Source organism: Halolamina sp. C58 (assembly GCF_051195095.1).
In the GTDB taxonomy this organism is placed as follows: Archaea; Halobacteriota; Halobacteria; order Halobacteriales; family Haloferacaceae; genus Halolamina.
Genome location: NZ_JBNTJY010000001.1, coordinates 1,904,549 through 1,923,974, shown reverse-complemented (window position 1 = coordinate 1,923,974; position 19,426 = coordinate 1,904,549). Strand labels below are relative to the sequence as shown.

General features: G+C 69.3%; 21 protein-coding genes. 10 read left to right on the top strand and 11 right to left on the bottom strand.

All coding sequences use genetic code 11. From position 1 onward, the window contains the following. Positions 1 to 77: 77 nt before the first annotated feature. Positions 78 to 1,490: a phosphoglucomutase/phosphomannomutase family protein gene (locus ACQUSM_RS10090; protein WP_435118153.1), complete on the bottom strand. Its 1,413-nt coding sequence runs from the start codon at positions 1,488 to 1,490 to the stop codon at positions 78 to 80. A gap of 92 nt (positions 1,491 to 1,582) precedes the next feature. Between ACQUSM_RS10090 and ACQUSM_RS10085 the strand changes: the two genes are divergently transcribed. Further along, a complete protein-coding gene (locus ACQUSM_RS10085) occupies positions 1,583 to 2,194 on the top strand; it encodes an NADPH-dependent FMN reductase (protein ID WP_435118152.1) in 612 nt (203 codons plus the stop codon). 29 nt (positions 2,195 to 2,223) lie between these two features. On the opposite strand, the gene ACQUSM_RS10080 is transcribed toward ACQUSM_RS10085, so the two are convergent. Both ACQUSM_RS10080 and ACQUSM_RS10075 read right to left on the bottom strand, forming a co-directional pair. After that, complete coding sequence (locus tag ACQUSM_RS10080; RefSeq protein WP_435118151.1) at positions 2,224 to 2,484, bottom strand: GIY-YIG nuclease family protein; 261 nt, start codon at positions 2,482 to 2,484, stop codon at positions 2,224 to 2,226. A 126-nt stretch (positions 2,485 to 2,610) separates the two neighbouring features. After that, a complete protein-coding gene (locus ACQUSM_RS10075; protein ID WP_176330522.1) occupies positions 2,611 to 2,766 on the bottom strand; it encodes a DUF7563 family protein in 156 nt (51 codons plus the stop codon). 297 nt (positions 2,767 to 3,063) lie between these two features. Here ACQUSM_RS10075 and ACQUSM_RS10070 point away from each other — a divergent pair, with 297 nt between their 5' ends. Next, positions 3,064 to 3,231, top strand: a complete 168-nt coding sequence (locus ACQUSM_RS10070) for a DUF1931 family protein (protein ID WP_053946871.1) — start codon at positions 3,064 to 3,066, stop codon at positions 3,229 to 3,231. Between the two features lie 60 nt (positions 3,232 to 3,291). Here ACQUSM_RS10070 and rpiA read toward each other — a convergent pair whose 3' ends face one another. The 5 genes from rpiA to ACQUSM_RS10045 all read right to left on the bottom strand — a co-directional run bounded on the left by rpiA (position 3,292) and on the right by ACQUSM_RS10045 (position 8,633). Further along, complete coding sequence (gene rpiA / locus ACQUSM_RS10065; protein ID WP_435118150.1) at positions 3,292 to 3,978, bottom strand: ribose-5-phosphate isomerase RpiA; 687 nt, start codon at positions 3,976 to 3,978, stop codon at positions 3,292 to 3,294. Between the two features lie 60 nt (positions 3,979 to 4,038). Next, complete coding sequence (locus ACQUSM_RS10060) at positions 4,039 to 5,172, bottom strand: ORC1-type DNA replication protein (RefSeq protein WP_435118149.1); 1,134 nt, start codon at positions 5,170 to 5,172, stop codon at positions 4,039 to 4,041. 603 nt (positions 5,173 to 5,775) lie between these two features. After that, complete coding sequence (locus tag ACQUSM_RS10055; RefSeq protein ID WP_435118148.1) at positions 5,776 to 6,771, bottom strand: radical SAM protein; 996 nt, start codon at positions 6,769 to 6,771, stop codon at positions 5,776 to 5,778. Positions 6,772 to 6,862: 91 nt separating this feature from the next. Further along, positions 6,863 to 7,708 carry a VOC family protein gene (locus ACQUSM_RS10050; RefSeq protein WP_435118147.1) on the bottom strand — a complete coding sequence of 282 codons (846 nt, stop codon included), beginning with the start codon at positions 7,706 to 7,708 and terminating at the stop codon, positions 6,863 to 6,865. 70 nt (positions 7,709 to 7,778) lie between these two features. Continuing rightward, entirely contained in the window at positions 7,779 to 8,633 is an 855-nt protein-coding gene (locus tag ACQUSM_RS10045; protein ID WP_435118146.1) for a hypothetical protein, read from the bottom strand. Between the two features lie 80 nt (positions 8,634 to 8,713). Between ACQUSM_RS10045 and ACQUSM_RS10040 the strand changes: the two genes are divergently transcribed. Next, the gene (locus tag ACQUSM_RS10040) at positions 8,714 to 9,805 is read left to right on the top strand and encodes a DUF373 family protein (protein ID WP_435118145.1); all 1,092 of its coding nucleotides are present in this window, start codon (positions 8,714 to 8,716) and stop codon (positions 9,803 to 9,805) included. Here ACQUSM_RS10040 and ACQUSM_RS10035 read toward each other — a convergent pair. Continuing rightward, positions 9,802 to 10,644: a polyprenyl synthetase family protein gene (locus ACQUSM_RS10035; protein WP_435118144.1), complete on the bottom strand. Its 843-nt coding sequence runs from the start codon at positions 10,642 to 10,644 to the stop codon at positions 9,802 to 9,804. The two genes, ACQUSM_RS10040 and ACQUSM_RS10035, sit on opposite strands and share 4 nt — an antisense overlap. 105 nt (positions 10,645 to 10,749) lie before the next feature. Here ACQUSM_RS10035 and ACQUSM_RS10030 point away from each other — a divergent pair, with 105 nt between their 5' ends. Further along, positions 10,750 to 11,373: a methyltransferase domain-containing protein gene (locus tag ACQUSM_RS10030; protein WP_435118143.1), complete on the top strand. Its 624-nt coding sequence runs from the start codon at positions 10,750 to 10,752 to the stop codon at positions 11,371 to 11,373. A 22-nt stretch (positions 11,374 to 11,395) separates the two neighbouring features. Here the strand turns inward: ACQUSM_RS10030 and ACQUSM_RS10025 are convergent, their stop codons facing one another. After that, complete coding sequence (locus ACQUSM_RS10025) at positions 11,396 to 11,887, bottom strand: type IV pilin (RefSeq protein ID WP_435118142.1); 492 nt, start codon at positions 11,885 to 11,887, stop codon at positions 11,396 to 11,398. A gap of 38 nt (positions 11,888 to 11,925) precedes the next feature. Beyond that, positions 11,926 to 13,224, bottom strand: coding sequence for a DUF7096 domain-containing protein (locus tag ACQUSM_RS10020; protein WP_435118141.1), 1,299 nt, complete (start codon positions 13,222 to 13,224; stop codon positions 11,926 to 11,928). A gap of 96 nt (positions 13,225 to 13,320) precedes the next feature. Here ACQUSM_RS10020 and ACQUSM_RS10015 point away from each other — a divergent pair, with 96 nt between their 5' ends. The 6 genes from ACQUSM_RS10015 to ACQUSM_RS09990 all read left to right on the top strand — a co-directional run bounded on the left by ACQUSM_RS10015 (position 13,321) and on the right by ACQUSM_RS09990 (position 19,412). Further along, positions 13,321 to 14,364 (top strand): helix-turn-helix transcriptional regulator, encoded by a 1,044-nt coding sequence (locus ACQUSM_RS10015; RefSeq protein ID WP_435118140.1) that lies wholly within the window; start codon positions 13,321 to 13,323, stop codon positions 14,362 to 14,364. 67 nt (positions 14,365 to 14,431) lie between these two features. Then, positions 14,432 to 15,229 carry an electron transfer flavoprotein subunit beta/FixA family protein gene (locus ACQUSM_RS10010; protein ID WP_435118139.1) on the top strand — a complete coding sequence of 266 codons (798 nt, stop codon included), beginning with the start codon at positions 14,432 to 14,434 and terminating at the stop codon, positions 15,227 to 15,229. Beyond that, the gene (locus ACQUSM_RS10005) at positions 15,226 to 16,179 is read left to right on the top strand and encodes an electron transfer flavoprotein subunit alpha/FixB family protein (RefSeq protein WP_435118138.1); all 954 of its coding nucleotides are present in this window, start codon (positions 15,226 to 15,228) and stop codon (positions 16,177 to 16,179) included. Before ACQUSM_RS10010 ends, ACQUSM_RS10005 begins: the two co-directional genes overlap by 4 nt. Before the next feature lie 329 nt (positions 16,180 to 16,508). Then, positions 16,509 to 16,841, top strand: coding sequence for an ATP synthase archaeal subunit H (gene ahaH / locus ACQUSM_RS10000; RefSeq protein WP_435118137.1), 333 nt, complete (start codon positions 16,509 to 16,511; stop codon positions 16,839 to 16,841). Continuing rightward, positions 16,828 to 18,972 (top strand): V-type ATP synthase subunit I, encoded by a 2,145-nt coding sequence (locus ACQUSM_RS09995; protein ID WP_435118136.1) that lies wholly within the window; start codon positions 16,828 to 16,830, stop codon positions 18,970 to 18,972. Before ahaH ends, ACQUSM_RS09995 begins: the two co-directional genes overlap by 14 nt. Positions 18,973 to 19,154: 182 nt before the next feature. Further along, positions 19,155 to 19,412, top strand: coding sequence for an ATP synthase subunit K (locus tag ACQUSM_RS09990; protein ID WP_053946888.1), 258 nt, complete (start codon positions 19,155 to 19,157; stop codon positions 19,410 to 19,412). Positions 19,413 to 19,426 lie beyond the last annotated feature (14 nt).

Sequence of the window (19,426 nt, the reverse complement as noted above, 5' to 3'; positions counted from 1 at the left end):
GGTGTCAACGGAACGACCGAAGATAGCGTTTCCGTGAGCCGAGATATCTCGGCGCAGCCGAGCGTCGGCCGCTGCCGTCAGATCAGCGGTGCGACCAGCTCCCGACCGGCGTCGAGCACCGCCTCGACGCGGGCGGCCGTCGACGCCTCCGCGTACACCCGGAGCTTGGGCTCGGTACCGGAGGGACGCACGAGCAGCCACGAGCCGTCCTCGCAGAGGAGTTTGAAGCCGTCGACGGTGACGGTCCGCTCGACCGGGACGCCCGCGACCGCGTCGGGGATCTCGTCTTCGAGATCGTCGAGGACGCGTTCCTTCTCCGAGTCGGGGCAGTCGAGGCTGACCTTGTCGGCGACGATCCCGCCGTGCTCGGCTTCGAGGCGCTCGATCCGGTCGTCGTACGGCTCCTCGGCCTCGATCGCGCAGGCCAGCAGCGCCATCAGGACGCCGTCTTTCTCCCGGACGTGGCCGCGGATCGAGAAGCCGCCGGACTCCTCGCCGCCCATCAGCGCGTCGTGTTCGCCCATCGCGTCGGCGACCCACTTGAAGCCGACCGCGGTCTCGACCACGCGCTCGCCGTGGGCCTCGGCGACGCGGTCGATCAGGAACGTCGTGGAGACCGTCCGGACCGCCGGCCCCGACTCGTTCTCCAGCAGCGCGTCGTACGTCGCGGCGAAGAAGCGGTTCTCCCCGAGGTAGCCCGCCGGCGTGATCACGGCGATGCGGTCCGAATCGCCGTCGTTCGCGATCCCGATGTCCGCGTCGCCGTCGACGACGTGATCGGCGAGCGCGTGGAGGTTCGACTCGGCGGGCTCGGGCGCGCCGCCGCCGAACTCGGGATCCTCGTCACACCGCAGGCGCTGGATCTCGGCGCCGGCCTCCTCCAGAACGGCGTCGGTCACCCCCCGGCCGGAGCCGTGCATCGCGTCGTAGGCGACGGTGAGCCCCGAGAGGTCGACGGCGCCGTTCTCGGTGCTGAACCCGTACGACGCCACCAGCTCCGCGACCGCGTCGGCGTGGGGAGTCACGAGGTCGTCGCGGACGACGGCGCCGCGTTCGCCCTCCGGGAGCGCCTCGGGCTCGCCGAGGTTCGCCTCGATGCGGTCCGTAACCTCGGGCATCGCCGGCGCGCCGTCGCCGGGGAAGTACTTGATCCCGTTGTACTCCGGAGGGTTGTGGGAGGCCGAGATGATCACGGCGCCCGCACAGTCCCGGTCGACGGCGTTCCACACCGCGGTCGGCGTGGGGACGTCCCGCTCGGGCAGGATCACGTCGAACCCGTTGTCGGTGAGCACGTCGGCGACGCTCTCGGCGAACCCCGGCGAGGAGGGCCGGGCGTCGTAGCCGACGACGACCGGGGCGTCGACGCCTTCCTCGCGGAGGTAGTCGGCGACGCCCTGTGCGACGATGCGCACGCGGTCGTCGGTGAACGTGTCGAGGGTGGCCCGCCAGCCGTCGGTGCCGAACTGGATGGCGTCGGTGGGGTCGGTCATGGGTCGTGGTTGGTGGGTCGGCCTCAAAAAGGGAAGCGTCGCGCCGCGGCGTTTCGACCCCCTTTTGGGCGGGTGTCCTGAAACGCGTTCACATGACCCGAGTCGTCGCCGTCAGCGGCAGCCTCCGCGACGGGAGTTACACGAAGGCCGCCCTCCAGTACGCGTTGGACGCCGCGGCGGCCGCGGGCGTCGAAACCGAGCTGATCGACCTCGCGGCGGTCGACCTGCCGTTGTACGATCCGGACCGCGACACCGCCGCCGCGGGCGACGCCGCGGAACTGCTCGCGCGCGTTCGCGCGGCCGACGGCGTGCTCCTCGGCACCCCCGTCTACCACAGCTCCTACTCCGCGGCGTTCCGGAACTTCCACGACTACTGTAGCTTCGACGAGTACGAGGAGACGGTCGTGGGGCTGCTGGTCACCGCCGGCGGCGGCACGATCGCCGACACGCTCAACGACATGCGCACCACCGTCCGCGGCGTCCACGGCTGGGTGCTGCCCACCCAAGTCGGGCTACGGAACGCCAGCAGTCGGTTCGCGGAGCGCCGTCGGGAGCCCGACCCGGACGAGATCGGTGCCGACGCCGCGTACGCGTTCGTCGACGACGATCTCCGTGCTCGGACCTGCACGCTCGGCTACCGCGTCGGCACGTACGCCCGGCGCGCGCCGGCGTTCCTCGGCATCGAGGACGAGCCCGAGTGGTGACGGGCCGTCTACCATCCGACGGCGGCGTCTCACTCCAGTTCCGGCGTCGGCGACGATTCGACTAACCGCTCCTTCTCGGCCCGGGAGAGCTGTTTGATCTCGTGTTCGCGGGACATCGCCGCCGACTTGGTCTCGAAGCACTCGACGTGGACGGGCTCGACCGGGGTCCGGCCCCGAGTGTACTTCGCACCCTCGCCGGCGTCGTGCTCGGCGACGCGCCGAGCCACGTCGGTGGTGTACCCCGTGTACAGCGTGTCGTCCGCACACGAGAGTACGTAGACGTAGTGCACGGTCGTCCCAGCGGTGCCGGGCGCCTAAGCGGTCCGGTCCGAAGCGGCCCAAAAGTGGGAGCGGGTCGGGGGCCGGCGCGGCGCCGTACCACGCCGGGAACGTGGCGGTCGTGTGGCGATACCCCGTCAGTGGGTTTCGGTACGGGTCCGGTCCCGGGCGACCTCCGCGATGCCGGCGTTCGCGGCACACGAGGGACAGGCGTCGAGCCGGCCCTCCTCGTCGGCGAACACGCGGGCGAATCGCTCGGAGACGTGTGACCCGCAGTGGTCACAGCGTGACATCGGTTGTCCGGTATCCACCGGTACCGGCGATTGTGGGTACGCAACCCACGGGTCAATAGGTTTATGGGTATTCTCACCCCGACGGCGTGAAACGAACGGCTCCGGGCGTCGTCCCCCGGTTTCGTTCAGTTCGCGCCGGTCGTATCTCCCGGTTTTCGGCCCCGATCGTGTCGGCGCGACGACGCCGATCGAGCGGTGGACCGCCACACCTAAATGTCCTGATTTCGGGCCGTGGCGCGGTCCCTTCGGTCGATTTGGGAAATCTTATTAAGAGGGGTCGAGTAGCATGGGACGCACATGTCCAACCTTATCGTCAAGGCCGCCGTCAAGGAGTACCTCGATGAGAAGAACGTCGCTTCGGACTTCTACGACGCCCTGGACGAGGAAGTCGAGGAGCTGCTCGACGACGCCGCTCGCCGAGCCGAGGAGAACGACCGAAAGACGGTCCAGCCGCGCGACCTTTAAATCCGGTAGCAGTCGTTCGGTTTCCGTTTTTCGCGACCCAACCGAGTAGCGGCGCCGCCGTCAGTACGACGTGATCTCGACGCCGTCGTCGCTCCCGACGTGGAGCTCGTCCGCCAGTCCGACGAACAGCCCGTGTTCGACGACGCCGGGGACGGCCGACAGCGCCCGTGCGAGCGCCTCCGGGTCGTCGATCTCGCCGAACGCGCAGTCGAGGACGAGGTTCCCGTTGTCGGTGACGACAGGGCCGTCCTTGCGCTCGGCCGTTCGGAGTTCGGGCTCGCCGCCGATCGACCGGACGGCGTCGGCGACCGGGGCTCGTGCGTCCGGCAGCAGTTCGACCGGGACGGGGTGTGAGAGCCGGTCCGCCTCCTTGGTCGGGTCGGCGACGACGACGAAGCGGTCGGCGGCGCTGTCGACCAGCTTCTCCCGTGCGTGCGCCGCGCCGCCGCCCTTGACGAGCGCCCCCCCGGCCGCGACCTCGTCGGCGCCGTCGATCGCCACGTCCGGCAGTGACTCGTCGAGATCCGTCAGGGGAACGCCGACCTCGCGGGCCAGTTCACGGGACTGGAACGAAGTGGGAATCCCGCGGACGTCGAGCCCGGCGTCGACGCGATCGCCCAGCGCACGGATCGCGTGGGCGGCGGTGCTGCCCGTTCCGAGCCCGACCACGTCGCCGTCGTCGGGGATCTCGGCCGCCGACTCCCCCGCGCGTCGCTTCGCGTCCTCGCCGCCGCCGGTCTGCTTCATGCGCCGGCGTTCGACTCGAGGGGAAAAAGACCCGTCGGCGCTGCTCGCGCGCCGCGATCGCTATTCGTCTTCGAGCCGGTCCAACACCGCTTCGGGCTCGTACGCCAGCGAGAGCGAGCGCGAGCGCCCGCGGCCCTCCACGTCAGCGTACTCGGTCTCCAGCACGCCGAGCTGTTCGAGCTTCTTGACGATCTCGGAGTAGCGCGTGTAGCCGAGGTCGGTCTCCTCGTGGAACGCGTCGTACACGTCGCCGGCCTGCTCGCCGCCGTGTTCGGCGACGACCCGGACCAGCGCGCGCTCGGAGTCGGAGAGCTCCCGGAGGCTGCGCGCGAGGTGGACGTACTTCGAGCGCTCGTACGCCTCCTCGATGTCCTCCTCCGCGATCGTTCGCGAGCCGCGCATCTCGGCGTTGAGGCCGGCGCGGCGCAGCAGGTCGATCCCGACCCGGAGGTCGCCGCTCTCGGCGGTGAGTTCGGCGACCCGGTCGAGTTCGGGCGCCGAGAGCACGTTGTCGTGGAAGCCGCGCTCGACCCGTTCCCGGAGGATGTCCACGATCTCGGGGGCGTCGTAGGACGGGAAGAAGATGTCCTCGGGCCGGAACACGCTCTGGACCCGGGAGTCGAGCTCGTCCATCACCGACAGCGAGAGGTCCGAGGAGACCACGACGACGCCGATGCGCGCGCCGGTGTGGGTCTCGTGGGCGCGCAGCAGCGAGTACAGCGTGTCGGAGGCCTCGTTCTCGTAGAACAGGTAGTTCACGTCGTCGAGCGCGACGATGAGCACCTCCTCCTCCTCGACGAGGCGGTCGGTCACCTGCTCGAACAGCTTCTTGAAGGAGACGCCGGAGGAGGGCGGCTCGTAGTCGAACACGCTCTGGAACAGCCGCGAGAACACCGCGTACCGCGTCGAGTCGACCTGACAGTTCACGCGGACGGTCCGGACGTTCGGCGCCTCGACGCCGAGCTCGCCGAACAGCTTCTGGACCGCGGTGGTCTTGCCCGTGCCCGGCGGCCCGCGGATCACGGTGTTGAGCGGGCGGGAGCCCCGGACGGCGGGCCGGAGCGCGTACTTCAGGCTCTCCAGCTGGCTCTCGCGGTGTTTGAACGTCTCGGGGACGTAGTCGACTTCGAAGACGGACTCGTCGCGGAACACGGACTCGTCCCACGAGAGCATGCCGTCGGGGTCCCCGGTCATGGCTCGATGTGGCGTCGGTGACCACTTAACGGTTTACGAGCGATGGGTGGGGTGTTTGGACTGTGTGGGCGGTGCTGGGTTGACAGGTGGCTCTATGGAGGTTTCAGGAAGTGGTCGGCAACACCGTGAAAGCCCCTGCCCGCTCGGCTTGGGGGCCTCGCTGCGCTCCTCGGTCGCTCCGCTCCCTGCGGTGCTTGCGTCGGCCACCGTCGCCGAGCGGGCAGCCCCTTTCAGTCCCGCCCACGGCACAGCCCACAGACCTCCCCAGCCGACTCCTTCGTTCACTCCGTTCACTCAGTCGTCCCTCGCGCGCTCGTTCGCGCACGGAGGCGCTCACGTCGCGCGCCACCGCGACCGCGGTGCGGTGGCGGTGGACGCCTCGCGCTCGCCGACGGTCGGCGAGCGCGGGGGGAGGGGTGGGGATTCGGTGCTGTGCCGAGCCTCGTGCTCGGCACTCTGCGGTCACAAGTGGTCTACGAACGAGCTGCTGGTGCGGTTGCTGTTTCAGTTGCCAACGATCGAGATTTCGTCGCCGTCGCGGTCGCCGTAGCTGTCGAAAACACGCGAAACCAAGAGACTGTGCCCGACAAATCCGCTCCAGAATCAGGCCAGCGGCGTTCGCTCCACAACGGTCCCGTCGTAGTTGGGGTACTGCTCGACGATCTCGCCGTCGTCCACGTCGCCGTCCTCGACCATCTCCTCCAGCAGCCACCACGCCACCTCGACGTGGTCGGACTTCACCGTGTAGTACTCCTCGGGCACGCCCAGCTCCTCGAAGCGCTCGGGCTCGGCGTAGCTCTTGCCGTAGACGAGCGTCCCGTCGTCGGTCACGTCGTCGAACTCCCGGCGGACGTTCCGGGCCATCCGCTTCAGCCGGCGGCGGTGCTGGGCGGCGTCTTTGAACACCGAGGTGCAGAAGTACACCTTCTCGTGATCCCCCATCACGTCGAGGATGTCGCCGCGGGAGTCCTCGACGGCGCTCATGTGGCCCTCCTTGCGCTCGAACCCCTCCTCCTGCATCCGGCGGTAGTTCCCGTCGGACATCTCGAACTCGTTGACGTTACAGAACTCGGCGGCGCCCTCGTCGAGGAACTCGAGGAACTCCGGCTCGGGCCGGATGCCGGGGATCTCGAACGCCGGGGTGAGCCCCTCCTCGCGGGCGATGTAGAGGATCTCCTCCCACTCCGTGCCGTGCATGTCGCCCCACAGTTCCAGCGGCGGGTGGAAGCGGATCTCGTCCAACCCCGCCTCCGCGAGCCGGCGCATGTTCTCCCGGCCGCCCGGGATCCCGGTGTAGAGGTGGATGTGGTGGTCCTCGCCGAACTCGTCTTTGAGCAGTTCGATGTAGTGGCAGGTCCGCTCGAGCACTTCCTGTGGCTCGCCGCCGGTGATGGAGGAGCCGAGCGCGTCCATCTTCTTCGCCTCCGCGATCACGTCCTCGTCGCTCTCGACGGGCCGCTCGTTGGCGTACACCTGCTCGACGTTCTTCCGGTTCTCGCCGAGGGGACAGTAGAAGCAGTCCCGCTGGTCACAGTAGCCGTAGACGAACATCACCATCTTGCCGCCCTTGGCGCACTGTTCACAGCCCTTCGAGATCATCAGTTACCCTCGCTACCCGGCCGAGCCCCAAAAACGGCACGGTGCGGCCGTGTGCCGGCGTCTCACGGACTCGCCCCGGCCGACGCGGCGGTCACTCTTCGGCCCGGAACCGCACCTCGATCCCGTCCGGCCCCGTGACGGCGACGGCGCCGTCGATCGCTGTCGGCTCGTATCGGCTCCCAGCGAGGCGGTCCCGGAGTGCGTCGAGCGCGTCGTCGTCCGGGAGCACGACCTCGAACCACGACAGCCCTGCGTCCGCCGCCGGCGCCGACCGACGCTGCCACGTGTTCGCGCCGAGGTGGTGGTGGTAGCCGCCCGCGGAGACGAACGTCGCCCCTCGCACCGTGCTCTGCTGTTCGAACCCCACCGTGTCGATGTAGAACTCCGCGAACGCCTCGATCGAACGCACTTCCAGGTGGACGTGGCCCACGTCCGTCCCCTCGGGAACCGTCGACTCCCCCGCGGCAGCGCTCGCGACGGCGTCGAGGTCGAGCGGATCGGTGCCCATCTCGACGCGTCCGTCGTCGCCCCGGGGCCACTCCGCACGCGGGAAGTCGCGGTAGATCTCGACGCCGTTCCCCTCCGGGTCCGAGAGGTACAGCGCCTCGCTGACGCGGTGGTCCGAGGCGCCGTCCAGCTCCCACCGGTCCCGAATCCGGGTCAGCGCGTCGCCCAGCGCCGCGCGCGACGGCACCCGGAACGCGTTGTGGTACAGTCCGGCGCTCTCACGGGGCCGCGGAGAGAGGTCGCCGTCCGAATCGAGAACGAGGAGCGGGGTATCGGCGGCGCCGAGGACTGTCCGCGACGACGACTCGGAGAGCGTTTCGAGTCCCACGACGTCCCGGTAGAACGCGGTGGTCTCCGCGAGATCGTCGACGCGGAGCGCGGTGCGGCCGATACGTGTCTCCGGCGGAAGCGGATCCGTGGAACTCGACATCGTTACGTCGACGGTGGGCTCGCGGGCGTATATCGCTGCGGGAACAGGTGCCGACCGCCGCGACCGTAGCTCACCCCTTCCACGCGTACCACAGCATCGGCGCCGCGAACAGCAGCGAGAACGCGCCGGCGTACGCCACGACGAGCATCCCGCCCTCCGGGGTGTCGCCGACGAGCAGGGCGAGCCCCGGGCCCGTTGCCAGCACGCCGAGCGCGACCAGCGCGACGACCGCCCGTTCGGCGCGACCGATCGGGTCGGCTTCGGGGTCGGCGGCGACACCGGCGTCGAGGCGTTCGCGAACCACGCTCGCCCGATCGCGCGGGACCGCGAGCACGCGAGGGTTCCGGAACCCGTCGGCGCCGCGGGCGTACGAGAGCAGGAGGATCGTCGTTCCTCCAACGCCGACCGACCGGACGCCGGAGAGCGTCCGCAGATCCACCGCGGTGTACTGTGTCTCGAGTCGGAGATCCCCGTCGATCGCCCCTTCGGTCGACAGCGCCATCGCGAGGAGCCCCGCCGCGACGCTCCCGACGGCGACGGCGCCCATCGCGACTCGCGAGTGCAGGGAAGCGGCCAGCATCGCGGCGCCACAGAGCGCCGACGCGGCGAGCACGCCCCACCAACTCGGCTGCCAGCCGTCGTCCCGCGGCGACGTGTCGACCTCGTCGCTCCGGATCGCCGCCAGCACCGGCGGCCGGGCGAGCGCCACGACCGCGGCGACGCCGAGCAGGAGCAGGAGTCCGATCGAGCCCTCCCGGACCGCGACGAGGGAGAACGCGACACCACCGACGGCGAGCACGAGCGCGATCGCGCCCAGCGGTGCGTACAGCCCGTAGGCGAGCAGGCCGAGCCAGCGGTTCGTCTCGGGTGTGACCACCCAGGACAGCGGCGGGGAACCGGACGACTGCGGGGACTCGGGGACCATACCGACGGGCAGGGCGTCCCGTAGCATAAGCGTACCCACCTCCCGAAAACAGATATGGCCCCGCGTCGTATGCCCCCGTGATGCTGTTGGTCCTCGCGGTCGACCTCGACGACGACCTCGGTCGCAAGACCGGGCTCTCGACGCCCGTACTGGGCAGGGAGGACGTCGAGGACGCGGCCACGCGGCTCGCGACCGCCGATCCCGAGGACTCCGACGTGAACGTGCTGTTCCAGGCGATCCACACCCGCGACGAGCTCGCCGGCGAGGGCGAGGAGGTCGCGGTCGCCGCCGTCACGGGGTTGGACGGGAGCGACGTGAAGGCCAACCGCGCGGTGGGCGAGGAGGTCGACACCGTGCTCGCGGCGCTCTCGACCGGCGAGAACGTCCGCGCGGTCGTCATCACCGACGGCGCACAGGACGAGTCCGTGCTCCCGGTGATCCGCTCCCGGGTGCCGATCGACGGCCTGCGGCGCGTCGTCGTCCGGCAGGCGCAGGACCTGGAGTCGATCTACTACACGATCAAGCAGGTGCTCGGCGACAAGGAGACCCGCGGGACGCTGCTCGTCCCGCTGGGCGTCCTCCTGCTGGTCTACCCGATGGTGTTGGTCGCCAACGCGTTCGACGTCGCCGGGGTCTCGGTGCTCGGCGTGCTCTCCGGGGTCCTCGGGCTCTACACCCTGTTCCGCGGGCTGGGGCTGGAGGAGGCGGTCGACGACGCGGTCGAGGAGCTCCGCCAGCTGCTGTACGCCGGCCGGGTGACGCTGATCACCTACGTCGTCGCGGTCGCGCTGGTCGCGATCGGCGGCTGGCAGGGGTACGGGGCGGTGACCGAGGGGGCGTCCTCGGTCCAGCTGCCGACCCAGGCCGCGGTGTTCGTCCACGCCGCGGTGAGCTGGTTCGCGGCCGCGGGCGTCACCTCCAGCCTCGGGCAGGTCACCGACGAGTACCTCGACGGCGCGTTCCGCTGGCGCTACCTCAACGCGCCGTTCTACGTGCTCGCGATCAGCGTCGTGCTCGACGCCGTCTCGGGATTTTTCCTCCCCGGCGAGGGCGCGATGGCGATCACCGACCTCGCGCTGGCGCTGACGGCGGGAACGCTACTCGGCGTGTTGAGCACGCTCACGTTCGCGATCGCGGAGAACCGTTTCCCGGCGAGCGCGGAGGCGGCCTAACGCTCCCGGCTGACGACGTACTCCGCCAGCTGTTCGAGGTACTCCCGCGCTTCGCCGTCCTCGACGGTCGCCGTCGCCAGCGCGTCGAGCGCGCGGTCGGCCTCCTCGCGGGCCCGGTCGTCGGCCTCCTCGGCCGTGAGGTCGGTCACCTGGATCAGCGAGGGTCGGTCCATCTCGGCGTCCTGCCCGGCGGGCTTGCCCAGATCGGCGGCGTCGCCGGTGGCGTCCAACACGTCGTCGCGCATCTGGAACGCGACGCCGACGCGCTCGGCGTACTCGCCCATCGACTCGACGGTGAACCCGTCGGCGCCGGCGGCGATGGCGCCAACTTCGGCCGCCGCACGGAACAGCGCGCCCGTCTTCCGGCGCGCCAGCTCCATGTACTCGCTCTCGTTTTCGGGCTCGGAGACGAGCTCGGTCGCCTCCCCCTCGCCGAGCTCGACCATCGCCTCGGCGACGACGCCCATCGCGTGCTCGTCGGCGGAGAACAGCGCGAACGCTTCGCCGAGCAGGCCGTCGCTCGCGACGATCGCCGGGCCGTAGCCGTACTCCGCCCACGCGCTGGGAGTGCCGCGGCGGATATCCGACCGGTCGATGATGTCGTCGACGACCAGCGAGGCGTTGTGTACCAGTTCGATCCCGACGGCGAAGTCGACGGCCTCCTCGGGGTCGCCGCCGGCAGCCTCGCAGGCCAGCAGCGTCACTGCCGGCCGGACGCGCTTCCCGCCCGACAGCGTGACGTGAGACAGCCGCTCGGCCAGCTCGGGGGGCTCCACCGACTCGACAAGCGCCGACAGGCGCTCGTCGACGAGTTCCACCCGACGGTCGAGCGTCTCCATTACGGCTATCTCGGGGAGGATCGCCCAAGTACGTGACGATAGCCACCGATCCCGCCGCTCCGGAAAACCGCAGCATTATGGCCCGCCCGCGCCAAGACGGGGCCAATGGGAGTTCTGGAGGACAAAGCTCGGGCACGGACTTTCTACAAGTACCTCTCGAAGGTGTACGACACGGTCAACCCCCTCGTCTGGAACGAGGAGATGCGCGACGAGGCGCTCTCCCGGACCGGGATCGAACAGGGCGACCGCGTGCTCGATGTGGGCTGTGGCACCGGGTTCGGCACTGAGGGGCTGCTCCAGCACACCGACGACGTGCACGGGCTGGATCAGAGCGTCCACCAGCTCGAGAAGGCGTGGGCGAAGTTCGGGAAGACCGACCAAGTAAAGTTCTACCGCGGCGACGCCGAACGCCTCCCGTTCGCGGACGACAGCTTCGACCACTACTGGTCCTCCGGCTCGATCGAGTACTGGCCCAACCCCGTCGACGCCATCGAGGAGGCCCGTCGCGTCACCAAGCCCGGCGGCACCGTCCTGATCGTCGGCCCCGACGAGCCGAGCAACAGCCTGTTCCACAAGATTGCCGACGCGATCATGCTGTTCTACGACGCCGACGAGGCCGACCGCATGTTCAGCGAGGCCGGCTTCCCCGAGCGCGAACACGTCGTGATGCAGGCCAACCCCGGAAGCCCGCGGGCGATCGTCACGATCGCGACGGTGCCCGAGGAGTAGCCAGACTCGTCGCTCCCGCTTCTCAGTTCACCCGTGTCGAGAGCGATGCGATCCGTTTCCCGCCGTGAAACAGTTCGACGGTCAGCCGCGCGCCCGGTTCGAGCGCCGGATCGTTCGTCGCCGCGACCCGGAGCGTCGCCGTCTCGCCGACGCTCCACTCGTCGTCGGTCTCGGGGTTGAACGCGCCGCTCGGCCCCCCGTGGAACCCCTCGGCGGCGAAGAACGGCACCGGCGGCTGGTGGGTCAGCTTCTCGCCGTCGACGCCGATCTCGACCCGGAGCGCGTCGAGCTCGATCGGATCGCCGCCCGCGTGGCTGATCGTGATCCGGTCGCCCTCGGCCGCGAGGTCGAACGTCGCCGTCGCCGACGGCCCGGCCAGCGCGGTCGCCTGTCCGAGAAGCGCGGTTCCGACGACGGCCGCGACCGCGACGGTGATCCCGACGAGCACGACCGCACCGAGCGCCGGCGAGACCGCGCGGTCGGTGTCCGCCGGCGAGGGGAGTGCAGGGAGCACGACGGGGTTGGCCGCGCTCCCCTACTTCAACTCTCGGCTCAGGCGTCGAGCGTCGGCGGGGCGGTCGAGTTCGTCTCGACGTACGCCGCGGTCGTCTCGTCGCCCACCGCGAGGACGGTGTAGCTCCCGCGCGGGGAGATGGCCCAGAGCGTGCCGTCCTCGCCGGTCCGACCGACTGCGGTCCGCTCGGCCTGCCCTTGACTCAGCGTGATCGCGAGGTCGATCGGGTCGCCCGACTCGGCGTCGGTGACGCTGATCCGGAGCGGCCCGCCCGGGTACGTGCGGTTGACGGTGACGTTGATCCCGTTGATCGTGTTCGAGGCGACGGCGTTCGAGTCGTACTGGTCGAGCGCGAACCGCTGGTACTCCTTGAACACGGCTTCTTCGCCGCCGTCGACGAACGCCGTCAGTGACCGTTCCGGTCCGGTGACCGTCACGATGCTGATCGTTCCGGAGGTGGTCGCAGAGGTGTCCCCGAGCCTGAATATATCGGGGTAGCTTGCTTCCACTATCTCGCTCGCCTCGTCGGGACCGATCGTCGCGTCAGTGGTTCCCGAGTACTCCGCGCCGCGGTACGCCTCGCGGTAGTAGCTGCCGTCGTCGACGGTCGCCAGCTCGTACCCCTCGGGGCCGGTGGTGACGAAGAACTGCGTCGGCCCGGCGGTGCCCCGGATCGCGTTGACGGCTCGTTCGCGGACGGGGCCGCCGAACGTGCGCAGTTCGTACTGGATCTCCGTCGGCCGCGAGAGGCTGAACCCGTCGATCTCCTCGGCGAGGTCGGTCAGCCGCACCATCCGCGCTTCGAGCGCGTCGGCCTTCGCCGAGATGGTCGCGAGCTCGACCACGAACTCCTCGGGGGTAAGCTCGCCGTCGTTGAACGCCTCGATCGCCTCCTGCTGGCGGTCTCGCAGCGTGATGATCTCCGTCTCGACGGTCGAGGAGGCTTGGATGATGCGTCGGCTTCGCTCGCTGTCGTCCTCGGCGGCCCGGACGTACTCGACGATGGCGGCGGTTTCGATCTCGACGGCGCTGACGTTGCTGTTGAACTGGGTCGCCGGGCCGAGGTTCAGCGTCGCGCCGTCGATCTCGGTCCGCTGGACCGCGCCGTCGGGCACGACGAGCACCCGCGTCTGATTGCTCCCGTTCGTCGGCGCGTCGACCTGTGCGGGCGTCACTGCGCCGTTGGTTCCGGACCCGTCCGTCGGCGTCGCGCCGATATCGTCCCGGAGGTCGTCCGTCACCGCGGTGTCGACGGATGTGCCGACCGCGCCGACGCCGGCCGGCGCCACGAGCGCGAGGGAGAGGGCGAGCACCGAAAGCAGCGCGAGGGACCTCATCGATCCACCGTACCGCGGCCTCCCCCTTAAATCTCGCCGGAGCGAGTCGGAGGGGTGATAGAAAGCGTTTTGCCCGGGGGCTGTCACCCTGGGGACATGCGGTACGTCCTCGTCGCCCTCCTGTTAGTCAGTGCGCTCTCGGGCGCCGCAGTGGCTCAAGAGTCGCCCGACATCGACGCGGCGACGACGACGTTCGACGTGAACCTGCAGGCCGACGGCGACGCCGACTGGACGGTCCGGACGACGATCCCGTTCGACACCGACGAGGAGCGGGCGGGGTTCCGGCGGTACGCGGAGCGGTTCGCTGACGGTGAGGTCTCGAGCTCGCCCGGGATCGCCTTCTTCGAGTCGGCTGCGGCGGCCTCGTCGTCGGTCGCCGACCGGGAGATGAACATCACGAACGTCGACCGCGGCTACACGGTGGGCAACGAGTCCGGGACGCTCCGCCTCCGGTTCCACTGGACGAACTTCCTCGCCCCCGTCGACGACGGCTACGAACTCAGTGACGCGCTGCTGATCGAGGACGGGACGTGGCTGCGATCGCTCGAACCCGGCCAGGAGATCGCGATCCGGACGCCACCGGGGTACGAGATCCAGCGGAGCAGCATCGAGGCGCGACAGGAGAACGACTCGCTGGTCGTCGTCGGCCCCGAGTCGTTCGACCCGCAGGAGTTCTCGATCACCTACGCCCCGGAAGCGGGCAACGGACCGGGCGAGTCGCCCGGCTCGCCGAACGGCCCCGCCGACGGCTTCGACCCCCTCGTCGCGGTGCTGTTGGGGCTGCTGTTCGTCGCCGTCCTCGTGCTGGCAGTGTGGCGCTGGCGTGGCGGCGAGCCCATCGCCGAGGTCGCGAACGGCGGGAGCTCGCCACCGTCGCCCGACGAGGCCGAGGTCGAGCACGAGGAGTCGGAGGCCGACGGCGTCGACCCGGAACTCCTCTCCGACGAGGAGCGCGTCGAGGCGCTGCTCGAACGGAACGGCGGGCGGATGCGACAGGCCGACATCGTCGAGGAGACCGACTGGTCGGACGCGAAAGTGTCCCAGCTGCTCTCCCGGATGGCCGAGGAGGGGAGCGTCGAGAAGCTCCGACTGGGGCGGGAGAACGTGATCTCGCTGCCCGACGGCGAGGACGAGGAGTAGCCGCCGGCTCCCCGTTCGCTGGGGCATAGCGAAAGGATTTACCCCCGGCCGCGGGAATTTGGAGCCGATGAAGATTCTGGTGACCGTCAAGGAGGTGGCTGCCGTCGAGGACGACTTCGAGATCGACGGGCTGTCCATCGACGAGCGGTACCTCGAGTACGACCTCAACGAGTGGGACGACTACGCCGTCGAGGCGGCGGTCCAGATCGCCGAGGCCGCCGACGAGGACGTGGAAGTCGTCGCCGCCACCATCGGCCCCGAGCGCAGCGAGGAGACGATCCGGATGGCGCTCGCGAAAGGCGCCGACCGCGCGGTCCGCGTCTGGGACGACGCGATCGCCGAGCAGACCCTGCTCGACGTGGACGCCAAGGTCAGCGTGTTCGAGCAGGTCGTCGCCGAGGAGGAGCCCGACCTCGTGTTGACGGGCGTACAGGCGGCCGACGACGCCTTCGGCGCGACCGGCGTCGCGCTCGCGAACCGCGTCGGCTACCAGTGGGCGGCGGTCGTCAACGACCTCGACTACGCGGCCGGCGACGACGTCGCGACGGTTCGACGCGAACTGGAGGGCGGCGTCGAGGAGATCACCGAAGTCGACCTCCCGGCGGTGCTGTCGATCCAGACCGGGATCAACGAGCCCCGGTACGCCAGCCTGCGCGGAATCCGACAGGCCCAGCAGAAGGAGATCGCGCCCCACGACCTGAACGATCTCGGCCTCGACGCCGAGACGGTCGACGGCGCGCTCGAACTGGTCGACATGTACGAACCCGAGAGCGAGTCCGACGCGACCATCTTCGAGGGCGGTGCCGAGGAGACCGCCGCGGAGTTGGCTGCCGTGCTGCGGGAGAAGGGGGTGGTCGGCGAATGAGCGATGTACTGTTCGTCGCCGAACACCGCCGCGGCGACCTGCGCGACGTGAGTTACGAGGGGATCTCCGCCGGGCGCGAACTCGCGGACGCGCTGGGCGGCGAGCTCCACGTGGCCGTGATCTCCGGCGCGGTCGAGGAGTTCGCGGCGTCGCTGAACACGCCGGCGGTCGACGCGATCCACACCGTCGACGCCGGCGAGGAGTTCGACCACGACACGTACGCGGCCGCGACGGAGGCGCTCCACGCCGAACTCGACCCGGCCGCGCTGCTGCTGCCGAACTCGGTCAACGGGCTCGACTACGCGCCCGCGGTCGCGGACTCGCTCGGCCTGCCGTACGCGACCGACGCGGTCGACATCGCGTACGACGACGGGCTGACCGTCACCCGCGAGATGTACGGCTCGAAGGTCGAGACCACCGTCGACGTAGCGGGCGACCAGTTCGTCGTCAGCATCCGCGGCGGCGAGTGGGCCGCCGCCGACGGCGCCGGCGACGCCGAGGTCACTCCCTTCGAGTTCGACGCGTCGGGCGTCGACGACGGCGCCCGCGTCCAGGGGTTCGAGGAGGTCGGCGGCGGCGACGTCGACATCGGCGAGGCGGAGTTCCTCGTCTCCATCGGCCGCGGGATCGAGGAGGAGGAGAACCTCGACCTCATCCGCGATCTCTGTGACGCGACGGGCGCGACGCTCTCCTCGTCGCGGCCGATCGTCGACAACGGCTGGCTGCCCAAGAACCGTCAGGTCGGCCAGTCCGGGAAGCAGGTGACGCCGACGGTGTACCTCGCGATCGGCATCTCCGGCGCGGTTCAGCACGTCGCCGGGATGAAGGGGTCGGAGACGATCATCGCGATCAACAACGACCCCAACGCGCCGATCTTCGACATCGCGGACTACGGCATCGTCGGCGACCTGTTCGACGTGGTGCCGGCGCTGATCGAGGAGTTCAACTAGGAACCTGAACCTCTTTTGCGGGGGCATGTCCTCGCGGGCGACTCCGTCGCCCGCTGCGGCCAGACCCCCGCAAAACCCGTTCATGTCGCCAGAAGTCTCTGACTTCTGGCTGCTAACCAGAATCGCTCCGCGATTCTGGTGATGCCAAAAGCCCGCTCGCTCGGGCTTCGCCCTCGCTCGCGGTGACTACCGCTCCGCGACAACTACTGCTCCACTCCGCAACGATTACCGCTCCGCTTCGCGACGGCTCCCGCTTCGCGGCCGGTAGTGGCCGCCTCGCTTTCGCAAACACCTTATACGCCCCGGAAAAACCACGAACCGATCAGCTAATGCCCAGACCGGAAGTTCTTGATCGGATCAAGGAGGCGGAGGACGACGCCGACGAGATCGTCGAGGAGGCTCGCCGGGAGAAGGAAGAACGCATCGCGGAGGCCCGGGAGGAGGCAACCGAGATCCGGGAACAGGCCGAGCAGGAGGCCGACGAGCTCGAGGCCGAGCGGCTCGAAGCGGCCCGCGAGGAGATCGAGCAGGAGAAAGCGGAGATCCTCGAGGAGGGTGAGGAGGAGCGCGAGGCCCTGATCGAGGAGGCCGAAAACAACATCGAGGAGGCCGTGGAGTACGCGGTCGACCAGTTCGAGGAGGCGGTGCATGCTCAGGCCTAAGCGGATGAGCAAGCTCTCGGTGGCCGGCTCCAAGCAGGTGATGGGGTCGGTTATCGAGGTCGTCCACGACGCGAACGTGCTCGACGTCTCCGAGTACGACGGCTCGTGGGAGGGGTTCCAGCCGGGCGACCCGGAGGCCGAAGCCGAGGAGGCCTCCGAGAAGCTGGTGACCGTCCGCTCGCTCAAGAGCATGCTCGACGTCGACGCCGAGTCGGTCGACGCCAGCCGCACGGTCTCCGAAGCAGAGATCGAGAGCGAGCTCCCCGAGCTACAGGACCGCGTCAACGATCTCGACGACGAGCGTGACGACCTGCGGGACGAGCTCCGCGCGATCGACGAGCAGCTCGACGCCGCACGCCCGTTCGTCGACCTCGGGATCGACCTGAACCTGCTGTCGGGGTACGACAGCCTCGAAGTCGCGGTGGGTCGCGGCGACGAGGACTCCGTCGAGCGCGAACTACTCGACGCCGAGGGCGTCCGACAGTACGAGATCTTCACCGGCGGCGACGTGCTCGCGGTGTTCGTCTACCCCAGCGAGCACGCCGAGGACGTGCTCGACGAGGCGCTCGTCGGCGCGGCGTTCACGGCGATCGACGTGCCCGACGCCGCGGTCGCCCCGGAGTCGTACGTCCGTGAACTCGAAAGCGAGAAACAGGCCATCGAGTCCGATATCGCCGAGATCGAGGACGATCTCGCCGAGATCCGACGCCAGCACGCCGAGTTCCTGCTGGCCGCCGAGGAGCATCTCTCGATTCAGGTCCAGAAGGCCGAGGCGCCGCTCTCGTTCGCGACGACGGCGAACACGTTCGTCGCCGAGGGCTGGGTGCCGACGGAGGAGTACGAGGCGGTCAACGCGGCGCTGAAAGACGAGCTCGGCGACCGGATCGAGGTCGAGGAGGTCGAGCGTGCCGCGTTCAAGTCCGACGGCGAGGCGGTCCACGAGCACGGCGAGGCCGTCGCCGACGGCGGCACCACGATCGGGACGGACGAGCCGCCGGTCGTGCAGGACAACAACGGCCTCGTCCAGCCGTTCGAGGTGCTGGTCGAGGCGATCGGCCGGCCGAACTACGACGAGTTCGACCCGACCGCGCTGCTGTTCCTGACGTTCCCGCTGTTCTTCGGCTTCATGATCGGGGACGTGGGGTACGGGCTGGTGTACACCGCCATCGGCGGGTTCCTCTACACGCAGTACGACAGTCCCGGCTTCAAGAGCATGGGCGGCGTGACGATCGCGGCGGGGCTGGCGACGATCGTGTTCGGCTTCCTCTACGGCGAGATCTTCGGCCTCCACACCGTGAGTGAGGTCGTCTGGGGCGGCCACGCGCCGCTGCACAAGGGGCTGATCCCCGAGTACAGCTACTGGGTCCCCGGCTGGATCCTGATCAGCGCGATGGCCGCGCTGGTCCACCTCAACATCGGCTACGTGCTGGGCTTCTTCGAGGAGCTGCAGTTCCACGGGCTGAAGGCGGCAGTCGTCGAGAAGCTCTCGTGGATCTTCGCGATGAACGGCCTCTGGATCTTCATCGCCAGCAAGTGGTTCGCCGGCTCGAAGCCGGAGTTCATCTTCACCGTGTTCGACAGCGGCGAGAAGGCGGCGTTCGCGCTCGGCTTCAGCGGCTTCCCGGTGATCGTCGGGCAGGCCGGGATCGGTCTGTTCCTGCTGGGCGCCCTGCTGCTGGGGCTCGGCGCGCCCGCCGAGCTCGTCGAGATCTTCGACGCGCTGGTGAACGTGCTCTCCTACGCCCGACTCGCGGCGGTGCTGCTGGCGAAGGCGGGGATGGCCTTCGCGGTCAACCTGTTCTTCTTCGGCGTCGCCGTCACCGGTGAGGGCGAGAACGCGTCGTGGCACTTCATGACCGGCCACGCCTACGAGGTCGGCGACATGTACCACGGCCACGAGGTCACCGAGATCATGTTCGGCGGCCTGATGCACGGCGGCGTGGCGTCGCTGATCGGCGGCATCCTCGTGCTCGTGCTGGGCCACGTGCTGGTGCTCGCGCTGGGTGTGACCAGCGCCGGCCTGCAGGCGGTCCGCCTGGAGTACTACGAGTTCTTCTCGAAGTTCTTCGACGGCGGCGGCCGCGAGTACGAGCCGTTCGGGCACGAGCGTCAGTTCAGCCGACAGGACTGACGCCGCCCCCGCGATCGTTCCGTCACGCTGACGATTTTTCGGCGGCTGACGCCCTCGGAAGCGGCGCGTGTGCGCCCGAGTCGCACGGTTCTCTCGGGCACTTTGGGAAGGTTTATGACCGTCGTGGGGCCAACTACGGCTTGTTCGGAGACGACTGACTACGAACCCGAGTTGATACCCATATGTTCGAAAGCGCACCCCAATTCGCAAGTCTCGTACTGCAGGAAGGAGCCAGCGGCCCCGCCATCACCTCGACCGGTATGGCAGCCCTCGCCGTCGGCCTCGCCGGGCTCGGCGCGGGCTACGCGGAGCGAGGTATCGGTTCGGCCGCCGTCGGCGCCGTCGCGGAGGACGACGATCTCTTCGTGCAGGCACTGATTCTGACCGTCCTGCCGGAGACGATCCTCATCTTCGCGCTGGTCGCCATGATCCTGGCGTAACTTTCCTCTCCCTT

Coding starts and splice junctions, on each gene's coding strand:
- ACQUSM_RS10090 (WP_435118153.1), bottom strand. CDS start 1,490: ATGACCGACCCCACCGACGCCATCCAGTTCGGCACCGACGGCTGGCGG.
- ACQUSM_RS10085 (WP_435118152.1), top strand. CDS start 1,583: ATGACCCGAGTCGTCGCCGTCAGCGGCAGCCTCCGCGACGGGAGTTAC.
- ACQUSM_RS10075 (WP_176330522.1), bottom strand. CDS start 2,766: ATGTCACGCTGTGACCACTGCGGGTCACACGTCTCCGAGCGATTCGCC.
- ACQUSM_RS10070 (WP_053946871.1), top strand. CDS start 3,064: ATGTCCAACCTTATCGTCAAGGCCGCCGTCAAGGAGTACCTCGATGAG.
- rpiA (WP_435118150.1), bottom strand. CDS start 3,978: ATGAAGCAGACCGGCGGCGGCGAGGACGCGAAGCGACGCGCGGGGGAG.
- ACQUSM_RS10060 (WP_435118149.1), bottom strand. CDS start 5,172: ATGACCGGGGACCCCGACGGCATGCTCTCGTGGGACGAGTCCGTGTTC.
- ACQUSM_RS10055 (WP_435118148.1), bottom strand. CDS start 6,771: ATGATCTCGAAGGGCTGTGAACAGTGCGCCAAGGGCGGCAAGATGGTG.
- ACQUSM_RS10050 (WP_435118147.1), bottom strand. CDS start 7,708: ATGTCGAGTTCCACGGATCCGCTTCCGCCGGAGACACGTATCGGCCGC.
- ACQUSM_RS10045 (WP_435118146.1), bottom strand. CDS start 8,633: ATGGTCCCCGAGTCCCCGCAGTCGTCCGGTTCCCCGCCGCTGTCCTGG.
- ACQUSM_RS10040 (WP_435118145.1), top strand. CDS start 8,714: ATGCTGTTGGTCCTCGCGGTCGACCTCGACGACGACCTCGGTCGCAAG.
- ACQUSM_RS10035 (WP_435118144.1), bottom strand. CDS start 10,644: ATGGAGACGCTCGACCGTCGGGTGGAACTCGTCGACGAGCGCCTGTCG.
- ACQUSM_RS10030 (WP_435118143.1), top strand. CDS start 10,750: ATGGGAGTTCTGGAGGACAAAGCTCGGGCACGGACTTTCTACAAGTAC.
- ACQUSM_RS10020 (WP_435118141.1), bottom strand. CDS start 13,224: ATGAGGTCCCTCGCGCTGCTTTCGGTGCTCGCCCTCTCCCTCGCGCTC.
- ACQUSM_RS10015 (WP_435118140.1), top strand. CDS start 13,321: ATGCGGTACGTCCTCGTCGCCCTCCTGTTAGTCAGTGCGCTCTCGGGC.
- ACQUSM_RS10010 (WP_435118139.1), top strand. CDS start 14,432: ATGAAGATTCTGGTGACCGTCAAGGAGGTGGCTGCCGTCGAGGACGAC.
- ACQUSM_RS10005 (WP_435118138.1), top strand. CDS start 15,226: ATGAGCGATGTACTGTTCGTCGCCGAACACCGCCGCGGCGACCTGCGC.
- ahaH (WP_435118137.1), top strand. CDS start 16,509: ATGCCCAGACCGGAAGTTCTTGATCGGATCAAGGAGGCGGAGGACGAC.
- ACQUSM_RS09995 (WP_435118136.1), top strand. CDS start 16,828: ATGCTCAGGCCTAAGCGGATGAGCAAGCTCTCGGTGGCCGGCTCCAAG.
- ACQUSM_RS09990 (WP_053946888.1), top strand. CDS start 19,155: ATGTTCGAAAGCGCACCCCAATTCGCAAGTCTCGTACTGCAGGAAGGA.